Below are 21,668 nucleotides of genomic sequence, written 5' to 3'. Positions count from 1 at the left end.
AGTTCTTGATCATACTTCCGGTACTCACACAAGAATCGAAAGCATGATCAAGGAAATCAACGCATCATTTACCTTGCAGTTCGATTTTTCAAACGGATCAATTTACCGGAAAAATGATCAAGTGAATTAACCACTCGGAAGCATGTAATTCTCAAGCTAATTTACGGAAGAATGCAGACAGACAGGGGGATAGAGGCAAAAACGAATATAAAATCACGGAACGATGAAAACAAAGCGAATGCAAAATGTAGAAACTCATCTGATGATCATGCTTCCGTTTAATTAACGCTAATCATTAATAAGAGGCGCAACCAGCAAAGTAGAGTAAGTTTTCATCACATGCGCAAATAATATCCAACTCAATGAACAGAACGATAAAAAACCTCTCTCTTGATCATCGATCCGAGTGTAAAATGCCAATGTTTCAATATGCAGAAACCGAAAGTTTTCCATTTGAACCGCTAGGATCTGTGGATAAGTTGTACAAACATCATGATCATCGTTTCAAGGCTGTTTTGATCATCTTTTCAGAAACTTAATGATCATGCTTACGACGTTTTGTGATCATGCTTTCCGGCTCATGTTGATCATCGTTTCGATATAATCATGATCATAGTTCCGTTAATGAACTTTTAAATATCATTACAAAACAAAAGCTTACAGCGCTAAAAATCTCCAGATCATTAGATCATATAATCAATTAAGATCAGAATAATCAGAAAGATCAGTTATTTAAAAACCCAAGATTTTTTCTTTATTTATGATCTGTTTTTCTTTATCCTTCGGAACCATAGCAAAACTACGGCTAGTGTGATCTGGATCTAAAATGACGGCTGATGAAAAAATTCTGATTAAAGCGCCAAGAAGCCATAAGGATGGGCACCTTTTTGAGGTACACGAATCTTCTGCAGATTGGGTAGAGCAATACCAACACTTCAAAGGGGTAACCAAAAGCATCTTGGAGTTACTTAATCTGATCTCTTTAAGAGGGTTCAGCAGCAAAGATGGTTTGGTATCTACAACTGAAATTGTTGAAGCGACAGACGGTCAATTGACCAGAGCTGCATTACAACAGCGCCTGCGTGCTGCCGTTAACATTGGTTTGTTTACTCAAACACCAGTGCGTTTTGAAGAAGGTCTCGCAGGTAAAACCATGCTGCATAAGTTCGTTAACCCGAATCAACTTATTTCAGCCTTAGGTGCCACCAGCTTAGTAACTGAAAAAGTTCGTCAAAACGAAAAGCAAAAACGTTCTAAAGCGCTAGCACAAACTCAAGTGAATAAACGTTTACTGAACGAACATGGTTTAAATACTCCGCCGATGATGAAAGATGAAGCGGATCAATTTGTTGTTTCACCAACCAATTGGGCAGGGATCATCGACCAAGCTCTCGCGCCACCGCGTACTCGAAAAAGTTATCAAAAATCCATGGTGTCGATCTCTGGCACAAAAGCGGTGATTGAAACTCGATCGTCTAAAAATATCATGACGGTAGATGATCTGATGACTTTGTTTGCTCTGTTTACTCTAACGGTGCAGTACCATGATCATCACAAAGATCAGTACCACATGGATGCGGCGCATGTTCCAAACAAAACTCCTCTGTACATTACTGATATTCTGTCGTTACGTGGCAAAAAAGACAGCGGTCCGGCACGAGATTCCATTCGTGACAGCATCGATCGTATCGAGTTTACCGATTTTCAATTGCATGAGCTGACAGGGCGTTGGCTTAGCGAGAACATGCCTGAAGGCTTCAAGAGTGACCGTTTCCGTTTCTTAGCGCGTACTATCACGGCATCGGAGGAGGCTCCAACAGAAGGCGCTGATGGCGAAATTCGTATTAAACCGAATCTGTATATCTTGGTTTGGGAGCCATCCTTCTACGAAGAACTGCTTACGCGAGATTATTTCTTCCTGTTCCCACCAGAAATTCTGAAGCAGCACACTTTGGTGTTCCAACTGTATTCATTCTTCCGTAGTCGCATGGTACGTAGACATACGGACTGCATGTTGCTGAGCGAATTGAACCAGAAATTAGCGCGCAATATTGAGTGGCGTCGTTTCTCCATGGATCTGATCCGTGAATTAAAACGACTATCGGAAGGGGCTGGGAGCGATGATCATTTTGTTGTGAATCTTTGGGGATATCACTTGACGATCGAAGCGATGATCGAAAACGACAAGGTGATGGATTACCAAATCGACATCAAATGCGATGTGGAAGAGGTGCTGCGTTATTCTCGTGCTCGTACAACCAACGCAGGAAAGCGCAATATGGCGCCTACACTGCCAAACCCACTTCGCAATGAGATGGTGACCAGGCAGCAGCTAGATGAGCTCTCAGGTATCATAGACGGCGAATTTGAGCCTATTCAGCGTAAAGCTCCTTCTCCACGTGGCAATTTAGGTCGCCGAGTGAAACAGAAAAAGCACTTGGTAGAGATCAATGCTGACGAGATAACCATAACTCTATCTAAATATACCTCTCCAGAGGCTCTAGAACGCAGTATAACGGCTTTATCGGCGATGACAGGGCATTCGTATGCCTCGATCAAAGAAGAGTGTTCTGACTTCATTGAGAAGCTTGATTTCTTGAGAGTAGGGGATGCACCGCTTCCATACGAGACATTAAGTAAGACAGTCGAACTGTTTAATAACCAAAATGATGTCAAACATCTCACCATTGAACGTTTGATTGCGGGCTTAGCTGTCCGTCGTAAGGTATGCCGTCAGATCTTTGAAGGTCATATGGATGAAATGGTATTCAGAGCACTTGATGAGATGGCGATCTGATATCAACCAAGCGGATACTTATTGAGTGATAAGCATGAGTAATTGATTCAGAATGTAACAATGAATTGCACTGATGGAAATCAGACTTAACTCTTACAAACCACTGACATTGCAACGCTGAGCGCAGACTAAGATTTATCCCGAATAGACAACCTTTTGTCCTTTCTGATGATTAATAGATTGGCTCATATTGTTACATTCATTCTGAATAGACTTCGCGAGTTTCTCCTCAAGAAACTCGCTTTTTTTTATCTAAAATTCCTGTCTTTTGTATCCATAAAATCCATTCGGAACAAACAAGCAACCTTGATCATCTTTCCGGATTAATGACGTAATCCTTGATCATGCTTCCTAGTTTCATTCCAATTTAACGATCGCATCAACGCAACGTGTGACTCGATCAAGCTGCTTGCTTGTTGCTGCCACTCATTTTGATCGTGCTGTTGATTGCAAAACTCCAACGCCAAAACGGTCAAATGTTGCAATCGTTTGAGGCACCAATCCTTGATTAGAAGATCGGTCATCGGTTGGCAAGCCGCGTGTTCTAGCTTTGCACTGGTGTACTGTAGGATTTGAAACGCTTTTTTATGGTCTTGATGCCTAGCGTATTGAAAGACTCTTAGGCAGCCATCTAGCCAACAAGCGATGGCTTTACTCTGTTCGTCCGTTAATTCTGGACCAAATACAGAAACAGGTGCTTGATATAAGATCGCTTCTAATCTTTCTACTTGATCATGCTTCCGATTATCGTACCAATCTGAAATATGATCTTGCCAGGTCATCAAATTCATTAAGCTGCCTCAGTCCATTGTTTTACAAAGTGATTTGGTCCGATTTGATCGAATTCTTCAACGACAACACTGCTGCGATTACGGATCTCATCGGCATCTACTGAATAGTTTGGTTCACTTTCCACTAGGTTGCCAAACGGCAGATCAGGATCTGGCACCGCAGAGATCAACAACTTAGTGTACGGATGCTGTGGGTTCTTTAAGATCGCTTGAGTGTCTCCCCACTCCACGATCTGTCCTTTGTACATTACTGCGGTTTCTTCGGCGATGTAATGTGCGGTTGCAAGGTCGTGAGTGATATACAGAAATCCGATTCCAAGCTCTTTCTTCATGCGCTGCATTAGGTTGAGCACACCCAAACGAATCGACACATCCAGCATCGATGTTGGCTCATCTGCAAGGATAAGTTGTGAGCCTACCGCCAGAGCTCGCGCGAGATTGACGCGTTGACGTTGACCGCCACTAAGTTCATGAGGGAACTTGTTCAGAGTTTCCTCTGGCAGCTCGACCAAATCCAGCAGTTCTAACAGCTTGGCTGGGATTTCTTTGTCACTCTTCACCTGCTTATGAATCTTCAGTGGGCGAGTTAAATGATGACGAATAGTATGGGTTGGGTTTAAAGAGCCAAACGGGTCTTGAAACACCATTTGGACCTTGCTGCGATAATCCTGAATCTCAGCACGAGCGGTAATATCGTTGACGTTTTTCCCGTTAAATAGGATTTCACCATCACTGGCTGGATACACTTTGGTAATTAATCGAGCGCAGGTACTTTTCCCACAACCAGACTCGCCTACCAGAGCAAGGGTCTTTCCTGCATAAAGATCAAAACTCACGCCCTGAAGCGCGCGGAAGGTTTCTTCTTTGGCAAAACCACCACCGACTTTGAATTCCTTGATCACGTTTTTCATTTGGATGATCGGTTCACTCATGCTGGTGCTCCTTCCGTTTGCGGTTGTTTGTGTACATCGTGGATATTTGGGAATGACGCCCATAGCTTTTGGGTGTATTCATGTTGAGGATGATTGCGGATTTCGTATGAACTATTCACTTCGACAATCTTGCCGTGGCGCATGATGGCAATGCGGTCGCACAATTGGCTCATGAGCGCTAAATCGTGGGTAATAAAGAGCACAGAGAAACCAAATTCGTCACGCAACTGATAGATTTGCTGCAAGATTTCGCGTTGAACCACTACATCAAGTGCTGTGGTTGGCTCATCCATGATGATCAATTTGGGATTGAGGGATAGGGCAATCGCAATCACTAAACGCTGACGCATGCCTCCGGAGAACTGGTGTGGGTATTCTCCCAGACGATTTCTCGGAATGTTGACCAAGTCGAGAAGCTTCTCTGCGCGGTCTTTGGCTTGCTCGTTGGTTAACCCTTTGTGGTGGCGTAATACGTCGGCAAATTGTTCCTGAACCGTGAGTACCGGATTCAGCGAGTTCATGGCACTTTGGAACACCATCGCAATCTCGCTCCAGCGTAGCGTATTTAGCTCATTATCAGGTAGGCGAAGGATGTCTCTGCCTTCAAATAGAATTTGTCCACCAGAGATAAACGCGGGCGGCTTGTGTAGACGGTTGATAGAGAAAGCAATGGTACTTTTGCCGCAGCCAGATTCTCCAGCCAGACCAAATATTTCGCCCTTGCCAATATCAAAGCTCACTGATTTAACAGCATTGAAGTCACCGTTATCAGTGATGTAGTCCACGCATAAGTCTCTGATCTGAATAACAGGATCAGAGTGGAATGCCTGGTTCAGGTTAAGTTCACTCATAATTACACCTTACCAATACAAAAGATAATTATTATCATTATCAGGTGTGTAAGGTTTGCGAAAGATAAAACCGTCTAATCAGTGAAGTGACTCGAAAGTTGAGTGTAATAAAAAGATTTTTTTCCGTTATGGAAGTGTGAATTTATGAGGGAAAAATGAGAGCTGGATCAGCTCACTTTTCGTAGGGGGAATTCTTCAAATCTAAACGCTAAAAACGTGGTTTGCAAAAACTAAATGATGAATCTATTAAAGAGTTAATGAAAGGTCGAAAGGGGTCACATTTCCCCACTGTTTTTCTTACCTCTGCATTGGGGGTTTGCTATAGATTACCCATCGAAAACATGGTGTGTTCGGAGGAAATATGTCCATTAATTCTATCGACCATGAAGAGATGAGCAACATCGCTCACAAATGGGAACTCCCAGAAGAAGAAGCCGTTGTGAGACCCGAGAAAACCGTGAAGTCTGCCGAAGCAAGACGTCGTATTGAAGCACTTCGAGAAATCCGTGAAAGCGGCTTGAGCATCGAAGAAGCAAGGGAACTTGGCTTAATTCACTAATTCTCACACTGCGGTATAAAAACCATGGGGTAGTCATAGGGCTGCCCTTTTCATTTTTCTGATTTACAACCAATTATTTGACTTTCTTACCCTGCGTTACTAAAGCTTATATCAATAGCAATATGCTTTTTGTTGACTATTAAACAGCAACGTCAGGAGTACGATTATGGTTGATCAGATCCTTTTCTATGAGCCCGATGAATCCCACGGTTTTCTCTCCAACTTTTGCCAAGCTCCAATCAAAGTTTCCACCCAATCTTGGCCCACCAGCGAACATTATTATCAAGCTCAAAAATTCAGTGACCTCAAACTGCAAAACAAAATCCTCTTAGCGAAAAGCCCCGACGAAGCCTTTGCTTTAAGCCGTAAGTATCAGCACCTAGTCCGAGAAGATTGGGATAACGACAAACTTTCTGTGATGGCGTTTATCGTCCGTGAGAAGTTTTTGCAAAACCCTCAGCTTGCCAAACAGTTGATGCAGACAGGAAACGCCTGTCTTACCGAACATTCGCACAAAGATGCCTTCTGGGGCGATGGCGGTGATGGCTCTGGTGAAAACCATTTAGGGGAGATTCTGATGAACGTACGTGCTGAACTAAAACATGTAGAGCCATATAGTCTGGTTCGCTTTGTCGATAAAGCCAAACTGCCAACTCAATGGGGCACGTTTATCATGCATGGTTTTATCGAGAACGCGACAGGAAAAGAACATCTCGCCTTGGTGTATGGCGACCCAGCAAACAGTAAAGCGCCGCTGATTCGCCTGCATTCAGAATGCTTAACTGGTGATGCGCTGTTCAGTACGCGTTGTGATTGCGGCTTCCAGCTTAACCGTGCATTGCAAAACATTGTCGAAGAAGGCTGCGGTGTGCTGCTTTATCTGCGCCAAGAGGGCAGGGGGATTGGCTTAATCAACAAGATTCGTGCGTATCACTTGCAAGACGAAGGCGCAGACACGGTCGAAGCCAATGAACGTCTTGGCTTTGCCGCAGATATGCGTGACTACGCGTTTTGCAAAGGGATGCTGGAGCATCTTGGAATCGATGAAGTACGTTTGATGACCAACAATCCACGTAAGCTTGCAGCGCTGACGAAGGTGAACATCAACGTGATAGAAAGAGTGCCACTGCAAGAGGGCAATAACCCGCATAACCAACATTATCTGCAAACCAAAGCCAATAAGCTCGGTCACATGTTTGACCCCAAATTTGTTGAACAAGATTAAGCGCTCGAACAAGATTAGTTGCAGAGATGAAATAAAAATAAAACCGCCAGCTTATCCAAGCTGGCGGCTTTTTATGATTGGTCAAGCGTGAGTGATTAGATGTATTTTTTGATGATGTCGTCGATTTTTCCTGAATTTTTAAGCTCCGCTAAGCGTTTATTGATGAAGCTCTGTACTTTTGGATTCATCTCTGGAGAGAAAGCCAAATAGATGGAGTAGTCAGGGATGATTGAACTGAAAGATTGGATCTGGAAGTCTCCCATTGGCAACTCTAGGCGTTTGATGTTGTATACCACGCGCGATTCCATTTCGACGAAGGCGGTATCACCAGGAGTTCGTTGCAGAACGCGATAAGCAGCGTCGTAGTCTTTGACGCGCATTTCATTGACGGTGCCGTTTTCAAAGAATGGGCTAAGGTTAGGATAATCGAAGCCAAGCAGCAGTACGATAGAACGACCTTGCATATGCTGCATATCGCTAAATTTGAATGGCGCTTTGCTGCTGGACACGAGTACGTGTTTTACAGTGTAAATAGGCTGTTCAGAGAGGTTTTCCGATTGCACTTTCCCCCAATTCGGGCTGCCATAAGTGACCCAGTTTTCCTCGCCGCCCGCTTCGAGTACCGAAATCATGCGCTTGAATGGGTAGGTGTGGTATTTCACTTCGTAATCGGATTCTGCAAAGATGGCACTGACGATATCAGTCACAATTCCAGAGTGTTGCTCTCCTTGCTGCTCTATTTGAAATGGGCGGGCTTGCTCAGCAATTACGTAATAATTCACTTCGCTTGCCATAGAGTATGAGCTTAAGGCCATAAAACTAAAGCCTAATGTACGTAAGAGTCCTTTCATCCTAACCTCGATTATTGTCGTGACGTGACTATATTTATAGTAGCGCAAGTTTAAGGGAGCGATTTCATATGGAGATAAAAGAGCGAGCTCAACGCCGATTTAGTATCGGAAATCAATTGATGCTGGCGATTTTTGCGTTGAGTTTAATCTTTACCGTGATCATCTCTTCGATCAGCCTTTATCGTGATTTCAACGATGATCTCGCTCGCCTAGATGTAGAACTTGAACAGGTAAAAACCAGCTACCTGTCCAGTTTCTCTGCCAGTTTGTGGGTTGAAGATAGAGAACTGTTACGCACTCAGGCTGAAGGCGCAATGCGCCTACCCTCTGTGGACTATCTAAGAATTGCCACCCCAGATGAAGTGATCTTCGAACTAGGTAGCGCATTAACGGAAGATCGGATCGAGCGTCAATGGCCGTTGAAATACGAAATGGGGACGAAAATTTATGATCTTGCCGAAGTGACGGTGCAATCAGATCTTAGCTCGATCTATCAAGGGTTATGGCAAACCTTCTTTTTTCTCGTGATCGCGGAAGCGATCAAGATCTTCTTACTCATCATTGGTGTTTTATGGGTGGCATTTCGTTTGATGGTGAAACCACTAGAGTTGCTCTCCGGTGCGGTGAGCGATTTCAGTGGCGGTCATGTACCAAGTAAAGTGACATTGCCAAAACGTTGGTTCTTTGATGAAGTGAGTTTGTTGGAACGCAAATACAACCGAAGTGTTGAGCGTGTGAAAGAACACCAAGCTGAAATCGAAGAGGCGCGTGACAAAGCTGAAGTGGCAAACCGTAAGAAAAGCGAGTTTCTTGCCACCATGAGCCATGAAATTCGTACGCCAATGAACGGGATTATCGGTATCGCTTCGTTGCTCGGAGATACCAAACTCGATGATCAACAAAAAGATTTCGTTTCTATCATTAACAGCTCTTCCAACTCGTTGATGGTCATCATCGACGACATCCTCGACTTTTCCAAAATTGAAGCGGGTAAGATTGAGTTAGAAACCACGACCTACAATCTACTCGATTTACTTCACGAGGTCGGGCGTCTTCATACTGTCAAAGCTCAACAAAAAGGTCTTCAACTGGTTTGTGATATCGACCCTCAGTTACCTTTAGAAGTCGAAGGGGATGTTGGCAGACTCAAACAAGTGTTAAGCAATCTGCTCAGTAACGCGGTGAAGTTCACAGAGCGCGGGCATGTTAAGTTAATGGTGTCGCAGGTGAGCCGAGAAGAGGGGGTTGCCAGCGTGCATTTTCGTGTTGTGGACTCGGGTATTGGGATTGCCAAAGAGAACCAACAAGCGGTGTTTGAGAAGTTTCAGCAAGCTGATGGCAGTACCACTCGTAAGTACGGCGGTACTGGTTTGGGTTTAGCGATTTGCAGTAGTTTGGTCGAAGTGATGGGCGGAGAAATCCGTCTGACCAGTGAACCCGGTCTAGGCAGTTGTTTTGAATTTACTATTCCACTCAATATCGTCAGTGAAAAGGCTATTTCTCCTCAGACACCAAATGTGTTCGATTTTCCGAATGGTGAGAGTAATGCCATCACTTCTGAGTGTATTAACTCAGCCAAAGACGAGGGGAAACCTTGGATTCTGGTGGTGGAAGACACGGCAGTGAACCAGAAAGTGGTACGCATGATGCTAGAAAAACTCGGAATGCAGGTGAATGTTGCCGAACATGGAGAAGAAGCGCTCCAGCAATGCCAAGCGCATAAATTCGATTTGATATTGATGGACTGTCAAATGCCAGTGATGGATGGATTTATTGCCACTGAAAACATTCGCAAGATGGATGAGTGGGGACAGCAAGTGCCGATCATTGCTTTGAGTGCGAATGTCATCAAGGAAGATCAAAAGCGCTGTTTTGATGTTGGCATGAATGAGTTTGTTGCTAAGCCAGTGACGAAAGAACGGTTACAGCAAATCTTTGAGCGATATCTACCAGACTCCTTGCAAACACGATCGAATCCAAAACAAGCAACTTGAAATTGATCAAGTAAAGTGCGTTTCACTTCTTAAAAGTCAAATCTGTGTGCTATAGTGCGCGGCTAGTATTTATTAAAGTACCTTGAGGCTGTGAATGTCGTTCAATCTATCCCTGTTGCCGCCTGACGAGAAAAACAAAGTCGAGCTTGATAAACAAGCGTCGTTTTTAGTTTGGAAGCTTAAAGAAGCGAAATCTGGTCCTGAGGTAATAGACGAACAGCTGTCTAAGATTAACGACGCTGACGAGAAAGTGTTTTTTCAACAGGCGGTCGATAAGTACAAACGAGTAATGGGTGTCGCATAAAGCGAACCGTGGCTCTGGTGTAAACCACAGCGGCGAATGAGGTTTCCTCCCCATTCCTTTGCAAGGTGAAAGGTAAAACTGTTCACTCTTTGCTAAAATCCTTCGCATTAAATTTGAATTTAGAGAGACATCCCGATGGGAAGAAGTTTTGAAGTGCGCAAAGCCTCTATGGCGAAAACTGCAGGCGCAAAAATTAAAGTTTATTCCAAATACGGTAAAGAAATTTACATGTGCGCGAAAAACGGTGGTGGTGATCCAGACATGAACTTGTCTCTGAAGCACCTGATCGCAAAAGCGAAAAAAGACCAAGTTCCTGCACACGTTATCGATAAAGCGATCGACAAAGCGAACGGCGGCGGTGGTGAAGACTACACTCCAGCACGTTACGAAGGCTTTGGTCCTGGCGGCACAAGCGTGATCGTAGACTGTCTAACAGACAACGGTAACCGTACATTCCAAGACGTTCGCCAATGCTTTGTTAAAGTGGGTGCGAAAATTGGTGTTGAAGGTTCTGTTTCTCACATGTTCGATCACCAAGCGGTATTCCAGTTCAAAGGCGAAGATGATGAAATCATCCTAGAAACGCTGATGATGGAAGATGTGGACGTTACTGACGTTGAGCTAGAAGATGGTGTTATCACTGTATTCGCACCTCACACAGAGTTCTTCAAAACAAAAACTGCGCTTAACGGTGCATTCCCAGATCTAACGATCGACGTTGAAGAAATCACATTCGTACCGCAAACGAACACGCCAGTAACAGGCGAAGACGCAGAGAAATTCCAGAAGTTCCTAGACCTTCTAGATGACTGTGACGACGTTCAACAGGTATACCACAACGGCGAACTATAATTCGGTTCATTAGTTGTAAAAAAGGCTTCCCGAGGGAAGCCTTTTTTGATCGTGTTGTTTGTCATTTCTATCGTGACTAGCGTTTAAGTGTTTCGGTACTTGGAATAACACAGCGACATGATCACGCCAAAACAGATGCCTTGAGTCAGCATCGCCGTACCACCGTAGCTAAAGAACGGCAGTGGACTGCCCATTACTGGTAACAAGCCACTTACCATGCCGGTGTTGATGAAGGCATAGAGGAAGAAGCTCATCGCCAATGCGCCACTCACTAAGCGATTGAAGAAATGCTCAGATTGGCACGCTAGCAGCATCACACGCGCCGTAATGAATAAATACAACGCTAACAACACCACACAACCAATAAATCCCCATTCTTCTGCGTAGGTCGAAAAGATGAAGTCGGTATGGCTCTCTGGAATAAACCCTAACGTACCTTGAGTAGCATTCATCCAGCCTTTACCTTTCATGCCGCCAGAACCAATCGCAATCAATGATTGGATGATTTGGTAGCCTGAACCCAGTGGATCAGACTCTGGATGCAAGAACTGCGTTACACGGCTCTTTTGATACGCTTCCATCACAAAGAACCAAAGTATTGGTGCCAGCGTTAGAATGCTCACCAAAAAGCCGCCAATTATCTTCCAGCTCATGCCTGCAAAGAACAGCACAAACAACGCGTAAATCACGGTGAAGATAGCGCCGTCCAAGTCTGGTTGTAAGGCAATCAAGCCCGCAGGCACAAAGGTTATCAGCAAACAGAAAGCAATTTTGCGAATGTCTGGTCGCCCACCTTCTAGATGCAGCATCCACGCGATCATAATGGGAATGGAGAGCTTGATCAGCTCAGAGGGTTGAAAGCGGAAGAAGCCGATATCGAGCCAACGCTGTGAGCCATTGGTGCTATCGCCAAACAGGGCAACGGCCGCCAAGAGAGAAACTGCAACCAGATACAAATAAGGCGCTGAACGTTGATAACTGGACGCAGGAATCGACGACATGACCAAAATACACACCAGCGTCAAACCGCATCGAGCGAGGTGCTTAAATAGCATAGCTTCATTAAATCCACTGGCACTCCAGAGAGTGAGTGAACTCAATAGCATGATCGGAATGATCGCCATCAGCAGTGGCAAATCAATCCTAGGGAAGAAACGCTTGTTCATCTTCTACAACCTAAAAACGCCCAACGCGGGGCGAAAACAACCAGAACTCTGCGAGCTCAAACTATTCCGATGCTAAGAATCCAATTTGGAGATAACAGACACCACGCAAAGGTGTGCAAAAGAGGAGTGTGCGACGCCGCCTGTTATGGGTAAGCTGACCTGGAAAGCCGTGGGATGGATAAATACACTAGGCTGAGGTTTTACGCCACACTTTTTATGAGGTTGAAATGGAAATTGGTACAGACAGCGCAATGAAATGAGCGCGATAAGAACAAGAGTCGCCTTAAGTATTGAGCACTTAAGGCGATGGCACGATTAGGCTTGGGCTTTTTCTGGCTTGTGCGTGAAATGGTACAACGCCCACAGCACAAACAAAGTCACGGTGAGCTCCCAAGCTCGAAGGAAGGTGCTTTCCAAGCCCAGTTCGCTGCTGGTCATGTACAGCTGAATCGGCAGCATGGTCGCCAACAATGCATCAGCATGAACGTCTTTGGCTGAACCTTTCGCTTTTGCCATTGATGCGGTGATCATAAAGGCAAGCAGACCTAATACGATGGTGTAGTAACCGAACGTGGACTGATGCCCAGCCATTAGTAAGGTGAACACTACAGCTAATGCACAGCCGCCCACCTGAGTTTGAAAACGGCGATCAACCACGTCGATAAAGCTTTTGTGTGTGGTTTGAGTTGCAGCGGCAATCACTGGCACCAAACAAAACGTTGCTGAGATGATGTCGACAATCATCAAGAACGCCACCCCAAGCCCAATCAACGCGAGTGAAATCGCTCGGTTCTCAAACGTAACAGGCTCTTCTTCAAATGCTGGTGGTTTGCCGCCACGTTCAACAGGGAATAGAGCTACCATGGTTTTCGCGACGACCATGGTAATCAGCATCGACAGCAAGATTTCATGAATGCGCATTGGCATGTCCATGGTGGTATGCTGAGCAAACACCACAATCAGAATCCAGTTGAAGGTTGGCATTAGCATCTGACCTTTCTTCGGCGGTGTGGTCGCTCTGCGGCGCATAAAGTCGAAGAAGAACAAGCTAATGGTCCACACCACAAACGGATGCTGCGAAAACACTTCAGTTACCACCAATGCTGTACTTGCTGCTAATAACGTAGGTAGCAAGGTGCGAAGCAGACCAAGCCAAGAATAGTCTTTGTTCTTGGTCATGATGATGGTTGGGTACAGCGCCAGATAAACTGGAGAATCAAGGTTCAGCAGTTTGCCTAGCACCATACAAATTGTCACAGTAAGGGCGACACGCAGTGCTTCATTGCGCTCAGAACGACTTTGAAACAGGCTTTCGAAGGTCCACATGGTTCACCCCCTAGTAGATGTAGCGGAACATCGCTACCAAGTGAATCCAAGCTGAGCCAATGACATCCATGATTGGATTGCCGCTTTCAACGATCACACTTGCTCGTGAACCAGAAATCATAGAAGGATCCAACTCGTTAACTGTAATGCGAGTACGCACTTTCTGTTGCTCACGGATCCAACGAGTATCATTGGTCACGCTAGAAAGCTGCCCATTAGCATTGTTGGTATCGTAAATCGCACGCTCTTGGCTGCTGACTTCACCACTAAATACTTTGCCTGGTAGCGCATCGAAGGACACCAACACTTCGCGACCATTAGTTAGCTTATCAATGCCTTTTTCGTTGAAGTCCGCACTGATCCACGCATGAGCTTCGTCCACCAGCAGCAACGAAGCTGTGCCTTGTGTGATGTAGCTGCCTGATTGCAGTTGCAAGTTCGTTACCACGCCTTCAGTTTGCGCCACGATTTGGGTATGGCTTAAGTCGAGCTCCGCACTGGCAAGTTTTGCTTCTGCCAATTCAATAGCCGCTGTACGGTCTTGAGTAGAAAGCTCTGCCTCAATGCGTTTCACTTCTGCGTTCGCTGCTTCAACCGCGCTGCTGGCGACTTGTGTATTGGTGATCGCGTCATCAAGCTCTTGCTCAGTTGCCAGCCCTTTGTTGCGCAGTTTTTGGTTACGCGTCAGTTTTTGCTTCGCGTTGTGGTATTCGAACTCGCGTTGGCTTTGGGTTTGTTTCGCTGCTGCCAATTGTTGCCATTTCGCGGAATCTGATTCACGTGCTTGGCGCAGTTCGGCTTTGGCTTGTGCCACTTTCAATTGGTAGCTGCTGGCATCGATAGCAAACAGTGGCTGACCTTTTTCAACCAATTCACCGTTATTCACCATCACATCCGTAATCACACCAGATACTTCCGGCGCAATGGTTGCGACATTACGATGCAGTGTCGCTTGGGTGGTGAAAGGGGAAACATTGTCTGAGGTGACTAAAAAAGCGGAGAACAAAGCAGCCGCTGAAAAAACAGTGTATATCGCGTATTTATAAAAATTTTCTTTCACGTCTGTACCTAGTATTCATTCGTTATTACGCGCCGCGTTCACGGCATATTCGGGTCTCTTTTCTACGTGGGCTAGGTTATACTCATCTAAAATTGGAAAAAATAACCAATGGAAGAAGTATGAATTCCATATTTGGAAACGTTGATGATCTGTACCTGTTTTGCTCAGTGGTTGAGCAAGGCTCTCTGCTCGCGGCGGCGAAAAAGCTCGAACTGCCGGTCTCTACTATGTCTCGTCGTTTATCGGCGCTGGAAGCGCGCTTAGGATTGAGATTGCTGGAGAAGAAAGGACGTGAGTTGGTGGCAACCGAGACAGGCTTACAGGCGTTTGATCAGCTCAGCAGTGCGATGGCGCAGATTGAATCCGGCATCTTGCAGCTCAATCAGCAAAGCCAAGAAGTGGAGGGGCGAATCCGACTGGTGATGCCAAGCCGCTTTTACAATGACTTAGTCGATAAGGTGGTTGAGGATTACATCAAAACCTATCCAAAAGTGACCATTGATCTTCTGCTTAGCCAAGTGAATTCGATTCCAGAAACCGATCGCGATCTGGTGGTGACGTTCGATTTGGATGGTTTGGACGATATGATCGCGCGCCCATTGTTTAAAGTAGAGCACGCTTTCTTTGTTAGCCCTGAATATCTAGCGCAAGCGGGCGGCAATATTGAAACCTTACAAGATTTAGCCAAGCAAGACTGGGTAGCCAGCACACACACCACACAAGTGCCTATCTATCAGCAAGACAAGCTGGTGGACATGCTCAACTGCAAGCCGCGTTTAGTGGTCAATGACATCACCGCGGTGATCAAAGCGGTGGAAAACGGTTTGGGAATTGCGTCGATCCCATTACGCCACGTTAAGCCTGAATTGAATCTCGTGCGCGTCGCAACATCCTACAGCCGCGGGGATCGCGAAGCCTATTTGGTTTATCGTCAGCGTAACTATCAGCCTAAAGCGCTGACCTTAATGGTCGAAGCGATTTTGCAGGCTTCAGAGGAGCGAAACCATTCATCCTCTCTCAATACCATTCACTCCATATAACTGCCATTGGTCGCATGCAAAAGCAGCGTGCGATCTTCTCCCTTAATCTGAAACCATCAAATCACGTTCAACTAAGGACAGTACATGATGGTTTCTCTATCTCGCTCAATCAAAGCTCTTAAACTGGCAAGTACGTTTATCGCCGCATTTGCACTCAGCAGCAATTTGGCTCTGGCTAACCCAAGCGAGCGCACACTCAGTCAATTCAACCAAGCAGCGCAGGGTGACTCTGGCTTAGTTGATACCGTTTACGGCGAATTATCCAAACAACTCGAAGAGCAAGGCGCAACGCCGGTGACCTTGGTTTACTTGGGCAGTGCGGAGACGTTGCAAGGTCGTGAGGCGTTTATGCCTTGGAACAAGATGAAGTTCACCGAGCGCGGTCTTGCCACAATCCAAAAAGGTTTGGACCTAATGGCGAATCAGCCAGTACCACTGCAAGAGCAACAACGCTTACAAGGCTTACCTGAATACCAGCTAGCTACCGCCATGGCAGCCACTACCTTTACCTCTCTGCCAGACATGTTCAATCACTTTGAGCGCGGCTACGAGCTGTACCTTTCTCTGCTCGATGAACCGAGTTTTAGTCAGCAACCTTTTGCGGCTACTTCATGGATTTACCGTTATGCCATTGAAGCAGCGCTGCGCGCTGAAGACGTTCAACAAGCCAAAATATGGTTAGCGCAGATGGAGCAGTTGGGTGACAGCAATTTAGAAACGCAAACCGCAAAAGCGCTGCTAGCGAAATATTAGGGAGGCGTCATGATCGTTTTTAATCAACTTAGCCGCGATTACGCCCTTGGCAACCAAACGGTGCGTGCATTGCGAGACGTGTCTGGTGAAGTGTTTGCCGGCGAAATGGTGGCATTGTGCGGACCGTCTGGCTCAGGCAAAAGCACCTTACTTAACGTGCTTGGCATGCTGGATACTCAATACCAAGGTCAGGTGACATTTGCAGGCAGCCCATACCCAACCGGACAAATGCAAGCGGCGAAAATGCGTCGTGAGAAGCTTGGTTTTGTGTTCCAAAAATTCAATCTTGTCCCCGTGATGACGGCGCTAGAGAACGTGGCGTATCCGCTGCATCTCAACGGTTTTTCAAAAGCGGAACAAACCGAGCTCGCCACACAAATGCTAGAACACGTTGGCTTGGGCGAGTTTATTCATCACATGCCCGATAACCTATCAGGCGGTCAGCAACAACGCGTGGCAATTGCGCGCGCCTTAGTGCACAAACCAGCATTGGTGATTGCTGATGAGCCAACCGCAAGTCTTGATAGCCAAACTGCCAACAAGGTCATCGACATTATGAAAGGACTTGGACACGAGCTTGGTACCACTTTTATTGTCGCTACACACGACCCTCGTATGGCATCCCGCTGTGATCGCACCATTGAATTGGTGGATGGCAAGATTACCCAAACGCACGCAAGTGTGGAGGAGGTTTCATGGGCAAGCTAATTCCTGTTTCGGTTCGCCTTGCTTGGTTGAACCTGCAACGTAATCGTCGTCGCAGTTTGTTGTCGATGCTGATCATCGCTATTGCCGTGTTTGCGTTAACCAGTGCGGGCGGTTTTGGTCTGTACACCTATGACAGTTTGAAAGAATCGACAGCGCGTGACACGGGGCATCTGACGTTAACCACTCCGGGTTACTTCGCCAAAGAAGAAGAGATGCCGCTGAGTAACGGGTTAACTCACGCCGACGACATCACCAAGCAATTGATTGGGTTGAATGAAGTGCGAGGTGTGCAGCCACGAGTTGAGTTCAGCGGTTTGATTTCCAACGGCAACAAGTCATCGATCTTTATCGGCATTGGTGTTAACGAACGCGAATTCGATATGAAAGGACCGTTTTTGGACGTGCGTGAAGGGCAAACACTTTCGAACATTCATGCATCGCGTTATGACCCAGCAGAGCCAGAAGTGATGCTCGGCGTTGATTTGGCGAACAACCTAAGCGTGCACGTTGGCGATTGGATTACCTTGCTGGCGACCACTACCGATGGCGCATTGAATGCGTATGACTTCAAAGTACGTGGCATCTACTCAACCGGCGTACCTGAGCTTGATAAACGCCAGTTGTACGTGCACATCAACAGCGCGCAATCGCTGCTCGGTTCAGACAAAGTCAGCGCGTTATCTGTCTTTCTGTTCGATACCAGTTTAACTAACCAAGTCGAGCAACAAGTTGCTTCGGTTCTGAGTAAGCAAAAACAGAACTTTGGTGATCAAGATATTGAAATTACGCCTTGGCAAGAACGTGCGTTCTTTTATCTCAAAGTGAAAGATTTGTACGACCGTATCTTCGGCATCATGGGGGCAGTGATGGCGCTAGTGGTCTTTGTTGCGCTGTTCAACACCATGACCATGTCGGTCACTGAGCGCACCCGTGAAATCGGCACCTTGTCGGCTCTTGGTAGCTACCCTAGCGAAATCATCGCTGGGTTCTTGCGCGAAGCAGGGTTACTTGCGGTGATTGGCAGCTTCATCGGCGCTTTGTTTACGGCACTAGTCACCATTTTACTGATGGTCGTGGATGTACAAATGCCGCCACCGCCAGGACGCACAGAAGGTTACCCATTGACGATTTACTTCTCTTGGGAGCTGGTAGCTGTCGCAGGATTCGCAGTATTGATGATTTGTTTGGTTGCGGCGTTTTTCTCGGCACGCAAAGGGGTGAACAAGCCAATTACGGAGGCACTGATTTATGTTTAATTTCAAATCACTATTACCAATTGCATTGCTGACGGTAACTGGCGTTGCAAGCATGAATGTCAGTGCGAATGAAACAGCACTAGATGCACAGCAAGTTGCGCAATTGATTGAAAAAGCGGACAGCTACCGCTTGCAAGATGATTCCTCCAAAGTGGTGTCACTGGTGCGCTTATATCAAGACCAAGAGTTAGATAAAACCCGCCTTTACCACGTGTACACGCGTCCAAATCGTGAATCGCTGGTGGTGTTCAAATCAGCAGTCGAAGCTGGGCAAAAGATGCTGATGATGGGCGACAACTACTGGCTGCAAATGCCTAAGAGCCGCCGTCCGATTCGCATTACGCCGATGCAAAAGCTGCTTGGGGAAGCGTCTATCGGCGACATCTCAACCCTGACGTGGAGCCAAGATTATCAAGGTGAATGGAAAGCGACAGAAACCGTTTCGGTGAACGGAGAAAGTGTCGCGGCTTATCATCTTGCTCTAACCGCGAAGACCAAAGGGGCGAGCTATCAGAAGATCGATTTGTGGTTGTCTGAGCAAGATGCGTTTCCAATTAAAGCTGATCTCTACTTGCGCTCTGGCAAACTCGCCAAGCAAGCGCAATACGGACGTGCAAGCGACAACGGTGAAGACTACGTCAGTGAGATGACTTTGCTTGATAGCATTCAGCCGAACAAAAAGACCGTTATCGAGTACCAAGAAATCGTGCCTTGGCAACTGGATAACAAGTTCTACAACCCAAGCTATCTGCCTAAAGCCAATACGACTCAGCTTTAGCCTGAACTCCGTAAATAGAACCATGAAAACGAGCAAGGAAGTTACATGAAATCGCACCAGCCTAACCTTAACAAAAGCACCAGTTTGTTGATTGCTGCCTCATTGTGTGTGGGCGCGTCAGCCCCTGCTTTTGCCAATGATGAACTGAGTTTTGAGTGGGATTGGGCTGTCAGTTACGAAACGGCCAAGCAGCGTGACAGCGCATTTATACAAGCGCAGGGCAGTTCTCGTGATTCACTTAATGCACTGTTGGATGTACAGGTGAATTATCACAACTTCAGTGGTTTGTTTGCTCTGTACAGCCAAGGTTTGTACCTCAATCAACAAGGAAAGAGTGATTGGTGGAGTGAAGCTGATAACCAATTGCTGATTCGAGAGCTGGCTTGGCTAGGGGAGTGGCAAGTCGGTGATACCACTCTTGATGTGAGCTTAGGTAAGTTGCGCGTGGATTGGGGCGTGGGTTATGGCTACCGACCTTTGGATCTGTTTAAGCCTTATCGACAAAATCCTGTTGGCATAGTCGCAGAAGAGGGTGCGGGTGTGTTTTCACTTTCACACTACGATATGGCAGGCGAGTGGACGGTGATTGCAACGGATTCAAGCTGGGGGCAACAAGACCAAAGTGCACTTGATCAAGCCGCAGAGCAACAAGGTGTTGGTATTCGTCGTTATGCGCTGGTGGGTGACACCGAGTATCAACTTATTGGTTATTACGATGATGTGCGCCGAGGTTTACTCGGAGCCAGTGCCATTGCTGTGTGGGATGAATCCATCGCCATGCACGGTTCCATGCTGTGGCAAAAGCAAAGTGTCGGCTATCAGTTTCAGCAGGATGATCTTTACCAACCCGTTTCGGTTGAGGACCAGGGCAGCGCATTCCAAGCCTTAATTGGGTTGAATTGGGCAAACCAAGCCGGACACAACGTGATTGCTGAATATTGGTACGACAGCCGAGCATGGTCGAAAAGCGAATGGCAGCAAGCAATAGAGCGTGGCGAATTACTCTCTCAGCTCCCTGAACCTAACAACTCTCTGTTGGCTAGCAGCGCTCTACTTGCGACAAGCTACGCCCAAGGGTTTCAGCATGCCAATATCGTTCAGCATAACGTAATGCTGCACTGGAGTTGGGATTTGGAAGCATGGGCTGCATGGAACGGTAAAGCTGATATGGGCTGGCTAAGTGATGTAACCCCTACGTTGGATGTGATGTTGGCGCCACAAGATGGTGGTGTGATTGTCACGCAGTGGCTTAACTACCAATGGATTGATACCGGCGATCAAAGTGTAGAAGTGGAAGTTGCCGCACGCTTTTTAACCGGAGACGACCAATCTGCTTACGCACAAATCAATGATAAGCATATGATTGTATTTAACATCAAAGGGAAATTCTAAATGTGTTCAGCAAAATCAGTGGTGAAAAGTGGATGGTCGCGTAGCTTATTAGTGACCACGGCATTTTGTCTCTTTATCGCAGCAATGACGCTTTCTGTTTGGGGCGGCTCATTCTACGTTCATGTTATGGTGAGTTTTGGATTCGGTTATTCGGCTATCTTCTTCTCATGGCTTGTCGACCGCCTGTTTCCTACCATTCCTCGTTTGGCGGAAGTGGCTATCTCGCTGACGGCTTGCTTATTGTTCGGTGTGGTAAACGCCCAGTTTTGGCTCGGAGAATATTTCGGCATCTCAGGTATGCTATCAGTTGGACTCATGGGGTTGTTATTCAGTGCCATGTGCTTTTTCTATTTCTACTCACGCGAGCAACATGCAATCGCTCAACGAGAGTTGGAAGCCATCAAACGCGAGAAAGCAGAGCAAGATCGTGCGCTGTTGCTGAGTCAGCTTAAGCAGATGCAAAGCCAGATTGAACCGCATTTCTTATTCAATACCTTGGCAAATATCAGTGCGCTCATGTCGCAAGATGTTGATAAAGCCAAGCTGATGCTAGAACAGTTAACCGCGCTGCTGCGTGCAACGCTCAAAAGCTCACGTGAAGAGCACACCACCATAGACAATGAAACGGCGTTAATTGAGGCTTACTTAGGCATCCAACAAACTCGTTTGGGTGATCGACTGAGTTATAAGATTGAGGTGGAAGAGGGGTTAGCCAGAACCGAATTACCGCCGATGATGCTCCAACCTTTAATCGAAAACGCCATCATCCATGGTATTGAGCCGAAGCGAGAAGGTGGCGAAGTCAGCTTGCTCATCAAGCGCGAACAACAGAACTTGAAGATTGAAGTCAGAGACACAGGTGTTGGCTTGAATCACGTGAGTGGGCACATGGGCTCTGGCGTGGGTCTAAGTAATCTCAAGCAGCGAGTTGAAGCTTTGTTCGCAGGGCAAGGAGAGGTTTCTATCAGTGAGTCTGCTCAGGGTGGCGTTTGTGTTCGCTTGCGCTGGCCAATGGAATCGTAATCAAGGAAGA

The 21,668-nt window shown here is 46.4% G+C and carries 20 protein-coding genes; 13 read left to right on the top strand and 7 right to left on the bottom strand.

What is annotated here, in order from left to right:
* The first annotated feature begins 826 nt into the window (after nt 1–826).
* The gene (locus tag J4N44_RS26840) at nt 827–2,797 is read left to right on the top strand and encodes a replication initiator protein RctB domain-containing protein (protein WP_152163981.1); all 1,971 of its coding nucleotides are present in this window, start codon (nt 827–829) and stop codon (nt 2,795–2,797) included.
* Between the two features lie 323 nt (nt 2,798–3,120).
* On the opposite strand, the gene J4N44_RS26835 is transcribed toward J4N44_RS26840, so the two are convergent.
* The 3 genes from J4N44_RS26835 to J4N44_RS26825 are packed head-to-tail and all read right to left on the bottom strand — an operon-like array spanning nt 3,121 to nt 5,371.
* On the bottom strand, nt 3,121–3,588 hold the full coding sequence (locus J4N44_RS26835) for a hypothetical protein (RefSeq protein ID WP_005448840.1): 468 nt from the start codon (nt 3,586–3,588) through the stop codon (nt 3,121–3,123).
* Complete coding sequence (locus tag J4N44_RS26830; RefSeq protein ID WP_017818310.1) at nt 3,588–4,520, bottom strand: ATP-binding cassette domain-containing protein; 933 nt, start codon at nt 4,518–4,520, stop codon at nt 3,588–3,590. The genes J4N44_RS26835 and J4N44_RS26830 overlap by 1 nt, the downstream gene beginning before the upstream one ends.
* A complete protein-coding gene (locus tag J4N44_RS26825) occupies nt 4,517–5,371 on the bottom strand; it encodes an ABC transporter ATP-binding protein (RefSeq protein WP_050908194.1) in 855 nt (284 codons plus the stop codon). Before J4N44_RS26825 ends, J4N44_RS26830 begins: the two co-directional genes overlap by 4 nt.
* A gap of 361 nt (nt 5,372–5,732) precedes the next feature.
* On the opposite strand from J4N44_RS26825, the gene J4N44_RS26820 reads away from it, so the two are divergent.
* Nucleotides 5,733–5,930: a PA3496 family putative envelope integrity protein gene (locus J4N44_RS26820; protein WP_005448843.1), complete on the top strand. Its 198-nt coding sequence runs from the start codon at nt 5,733–5,735 to the stop codon at nt 5,928–5,930.
* A 166-nt stretch (nt 5,931–6,096) separates the two neighbouring features.
* The gene (gene ribA / locus J4N44_RS26815; protein ID WP_009702145.1) at nt 6,097–7,155 is read left to right on the top strand and encodes a GTP cyclohydrolase II; all 1,059 of its coding nucleotides are present in this window, start codon (nt 6,097–6,099) and stop codon (nt 7,153–7,155) included.
* A 95-nt stretch (nt 7,156–7,250) separates the two neighbouring features.
* Here the strand turns inward: ribA and J4N44_RS26810 are convergent, their stop codons facing one another.
* Complete coding sequence (locus J4N44_RS26810) at nt 7,251–8,006, bottom strand: substrate-binding periplasmic protein (RefSeq protein WP_017189801.1); 756 nt, start codon at nt 8,004–8,006, stop codon at nt 7,251–7,253.
* A 68-nt stretch (nt 8,007–8,074) separates the two neighbouring features.
* Here J4N44_RS26810 and J4N44_RS26805 point away from each other — a divergent pair, with 68 nt between their 5' ends.
* From J4N44_RS26805 to J4N44_RS26795, 3 genes are all read left to right on the top strand, one after another.
* Nucleotides 8,075–10,000, top strand: coding sequence for an ATP-binding protein (locus J4N44_RS26805; RefSeq protein WP_252045495.1), 1,926 nt, complete (start codon nt 8,075–8,077; stop codon nt 9,998–10,000).
* 94 nt (nt 10,001–10,094) lie between these two features.
* Nucleotides 10,095–10,304, top strand: a complete 210-nt coding sequence (locus J4N44_RS26800) for a DUF3283 family protein (RefSeq protein WP_005448858.1) — start codon at nt 10,095–10,097, stop codon at nt 10,302–10,304.
* A gap of 135 nt (nt 10,305–10,439) precedes the next feature.
* Nucleotides 10,440–11,156: a YebC/PmpR family DNA-binding transcriptional regulator gene (locus tag J4N44_RS26795; protein ID WP_017189799.1), complete on the top strand. Its 717-nt coding sequence runs from the start codon at nt 10,440–10,442 to the stop codon at nt 11,154–11,156.
* 83 nt (nt 11,157–11,239) lie between these two features.
* Here J4N44_RS26795 and rodA read toward each other — a convergent pair whose 3' ends face one another.
* The 3 genes from rodA to J4N44_RS26780 form a co-directional block, all read right to left on the bottom strand.
* Nucleotides 11,240–12,322, bottom strand: a complete 1,083-nt coding sequence (rodA, locus tag J4N44_RS26790) for a rod shape-determining protein RodA (protein ID WP_252045494.1) — start codon at nt 12,320–12,322, stop codon at nt 11,240–11,242.
* A 315-nt stretch (nt 12,323–12,637) separates the two neighbouring features.
* Complete coding sequence (locus tag J4N44_RS26785; RefSeq protein WP_252045493.1) at nt 12,638–13,648, bottom strand: DUF2955 domain-containing protein; 1,011 nt, start codon at nt 13,646–13,648, stop codon at nt 12,638–12,640.
* A 10-nt stretch (nt 13,649–13,658) separates the two neighbouring features.
* Nucleotides 13,659–14,708 carry an HlyD family secretion protein gene (locus tag J4N44_RS26780; protein ID WP_050908376.1) on the bottom strand — a complete coding sequence of 350 codons (1,050 nt, stop codon included), beginning with the start codon at nt 14,706–14,708 and terminating at the stop codon, nt 13,659–13,661.
* Nucleotides 14,709–14,827: 119 nt separating this feature from the next.
* On the opposite strand from J4N44_RS26780, the gene J4N44_RS26775 reads away from it, so the two are divergent.
* The 7 genes from J4N44_RS26775 (at nt 14,828) to J4N44_RS26745 (ending at nt 21,658) form a co-directional block, all read left to right on the top strand.
* The gene (locus tag J4N44_RS26775) at nt 14,828–15,748 is read left to right on the top strand and encodes a LysR family transcriptional regulator (protein ID WP_017818314.1); all 921 of its coding nucleotides are present in this window, start codon (nt 14,828–14,830) and stop codon (nt 15,746–15,748) included.
* A gap of 84 nt (nt 15,749–15,832) precedes the next feature.
* Complete coding sequence (locus J4N44_RS26770; protein WP_110414913.1) at nt 15,833–16,501, top strand: hypothetical protein; 669 nt, start codon at nt 15,833–15,835, stop codon at nt 16,499–16,501.
* Between the two features lie 9 nt (nt 16,502–16,510).
* The gene (locus J4N44_RS26765) at nt 16,511–17,209 is read left to right on the top strand and encodes an ABC transporter ATP-binding protein (RefSeq protein WP_005448872.1); all 699 of its coding nucleotides are present in this window, start codon (nt 16,511–16,513) and stop codon (nt 17,207–17,209) included.
* Entirely contained in the window at nt 17,197–18,465 is a 1,269-nt protein-coding gene (locus J4N44_RS26760; protein WP_252045492.1) for an ABC transporter permease, read from the top strand. The genes J4N44_RS26765 and J4N44_RS26760 overlap by 13 nt, the downstream gene beginning before the upstream one ends.
* Complete coding sequence (locus J4N44_RS26755; protein ID WP_225473576.1) at nt 18,458–19,243, top strand: outer membrane lipoprotein-sorting protein; 786 nt, start codon at nt 18,458–18,460, stop codon at nt 19,241–19,243. Before J4N44_RS26760 ends, J4N44_RS26755 begins: the two co-directional genes overlap by 8 nt.
* Nucleotides 19,244–19,288: 45 nt before the next feature.
* Nucleotides 19,289–20,635: a DUF1302 domain-containing protein gene (locus J4N44_RS26750; RefSeq protein ID WP_252045491.1), complete on the top strand. Its 1,347-nt coding sequence runs from the start codon at nt 19,289–19,291 to the stop codon at nt 20,633–20,635.
* Nucleotides 20,636–21,658 carry a sensor histidine kinase gene (locus tag J4N44_RS26745; RefSeq protein ID WP_009696542.1) on the top strand — a complete coding sequence of 341 codons (1,023 nt, stop codon included), beginning with the start codon at nt 20,636–20,638 and terminating at the stop codon, nt 21,656–21,658. It begins immediately after the preceding gene.
* Nucleotides 21,659–21,668: the final 10 nt, after the last annotated feature.

This window comes from Vibrio sp. SCSIO 43155 (genome assembly GCF_023716605.1).
GTDB lineage: Bacteria > Pseudomonadota > Gammaproteobacteria > Enterobacterales > Vibrionaceae > Vibrio > Vibrio harveyi.
The sequence above is the reverse complement of the archived record's forward strand: the minus strand, read 5'-3'. Positions and strand labels throughout refer to the sequence as shown.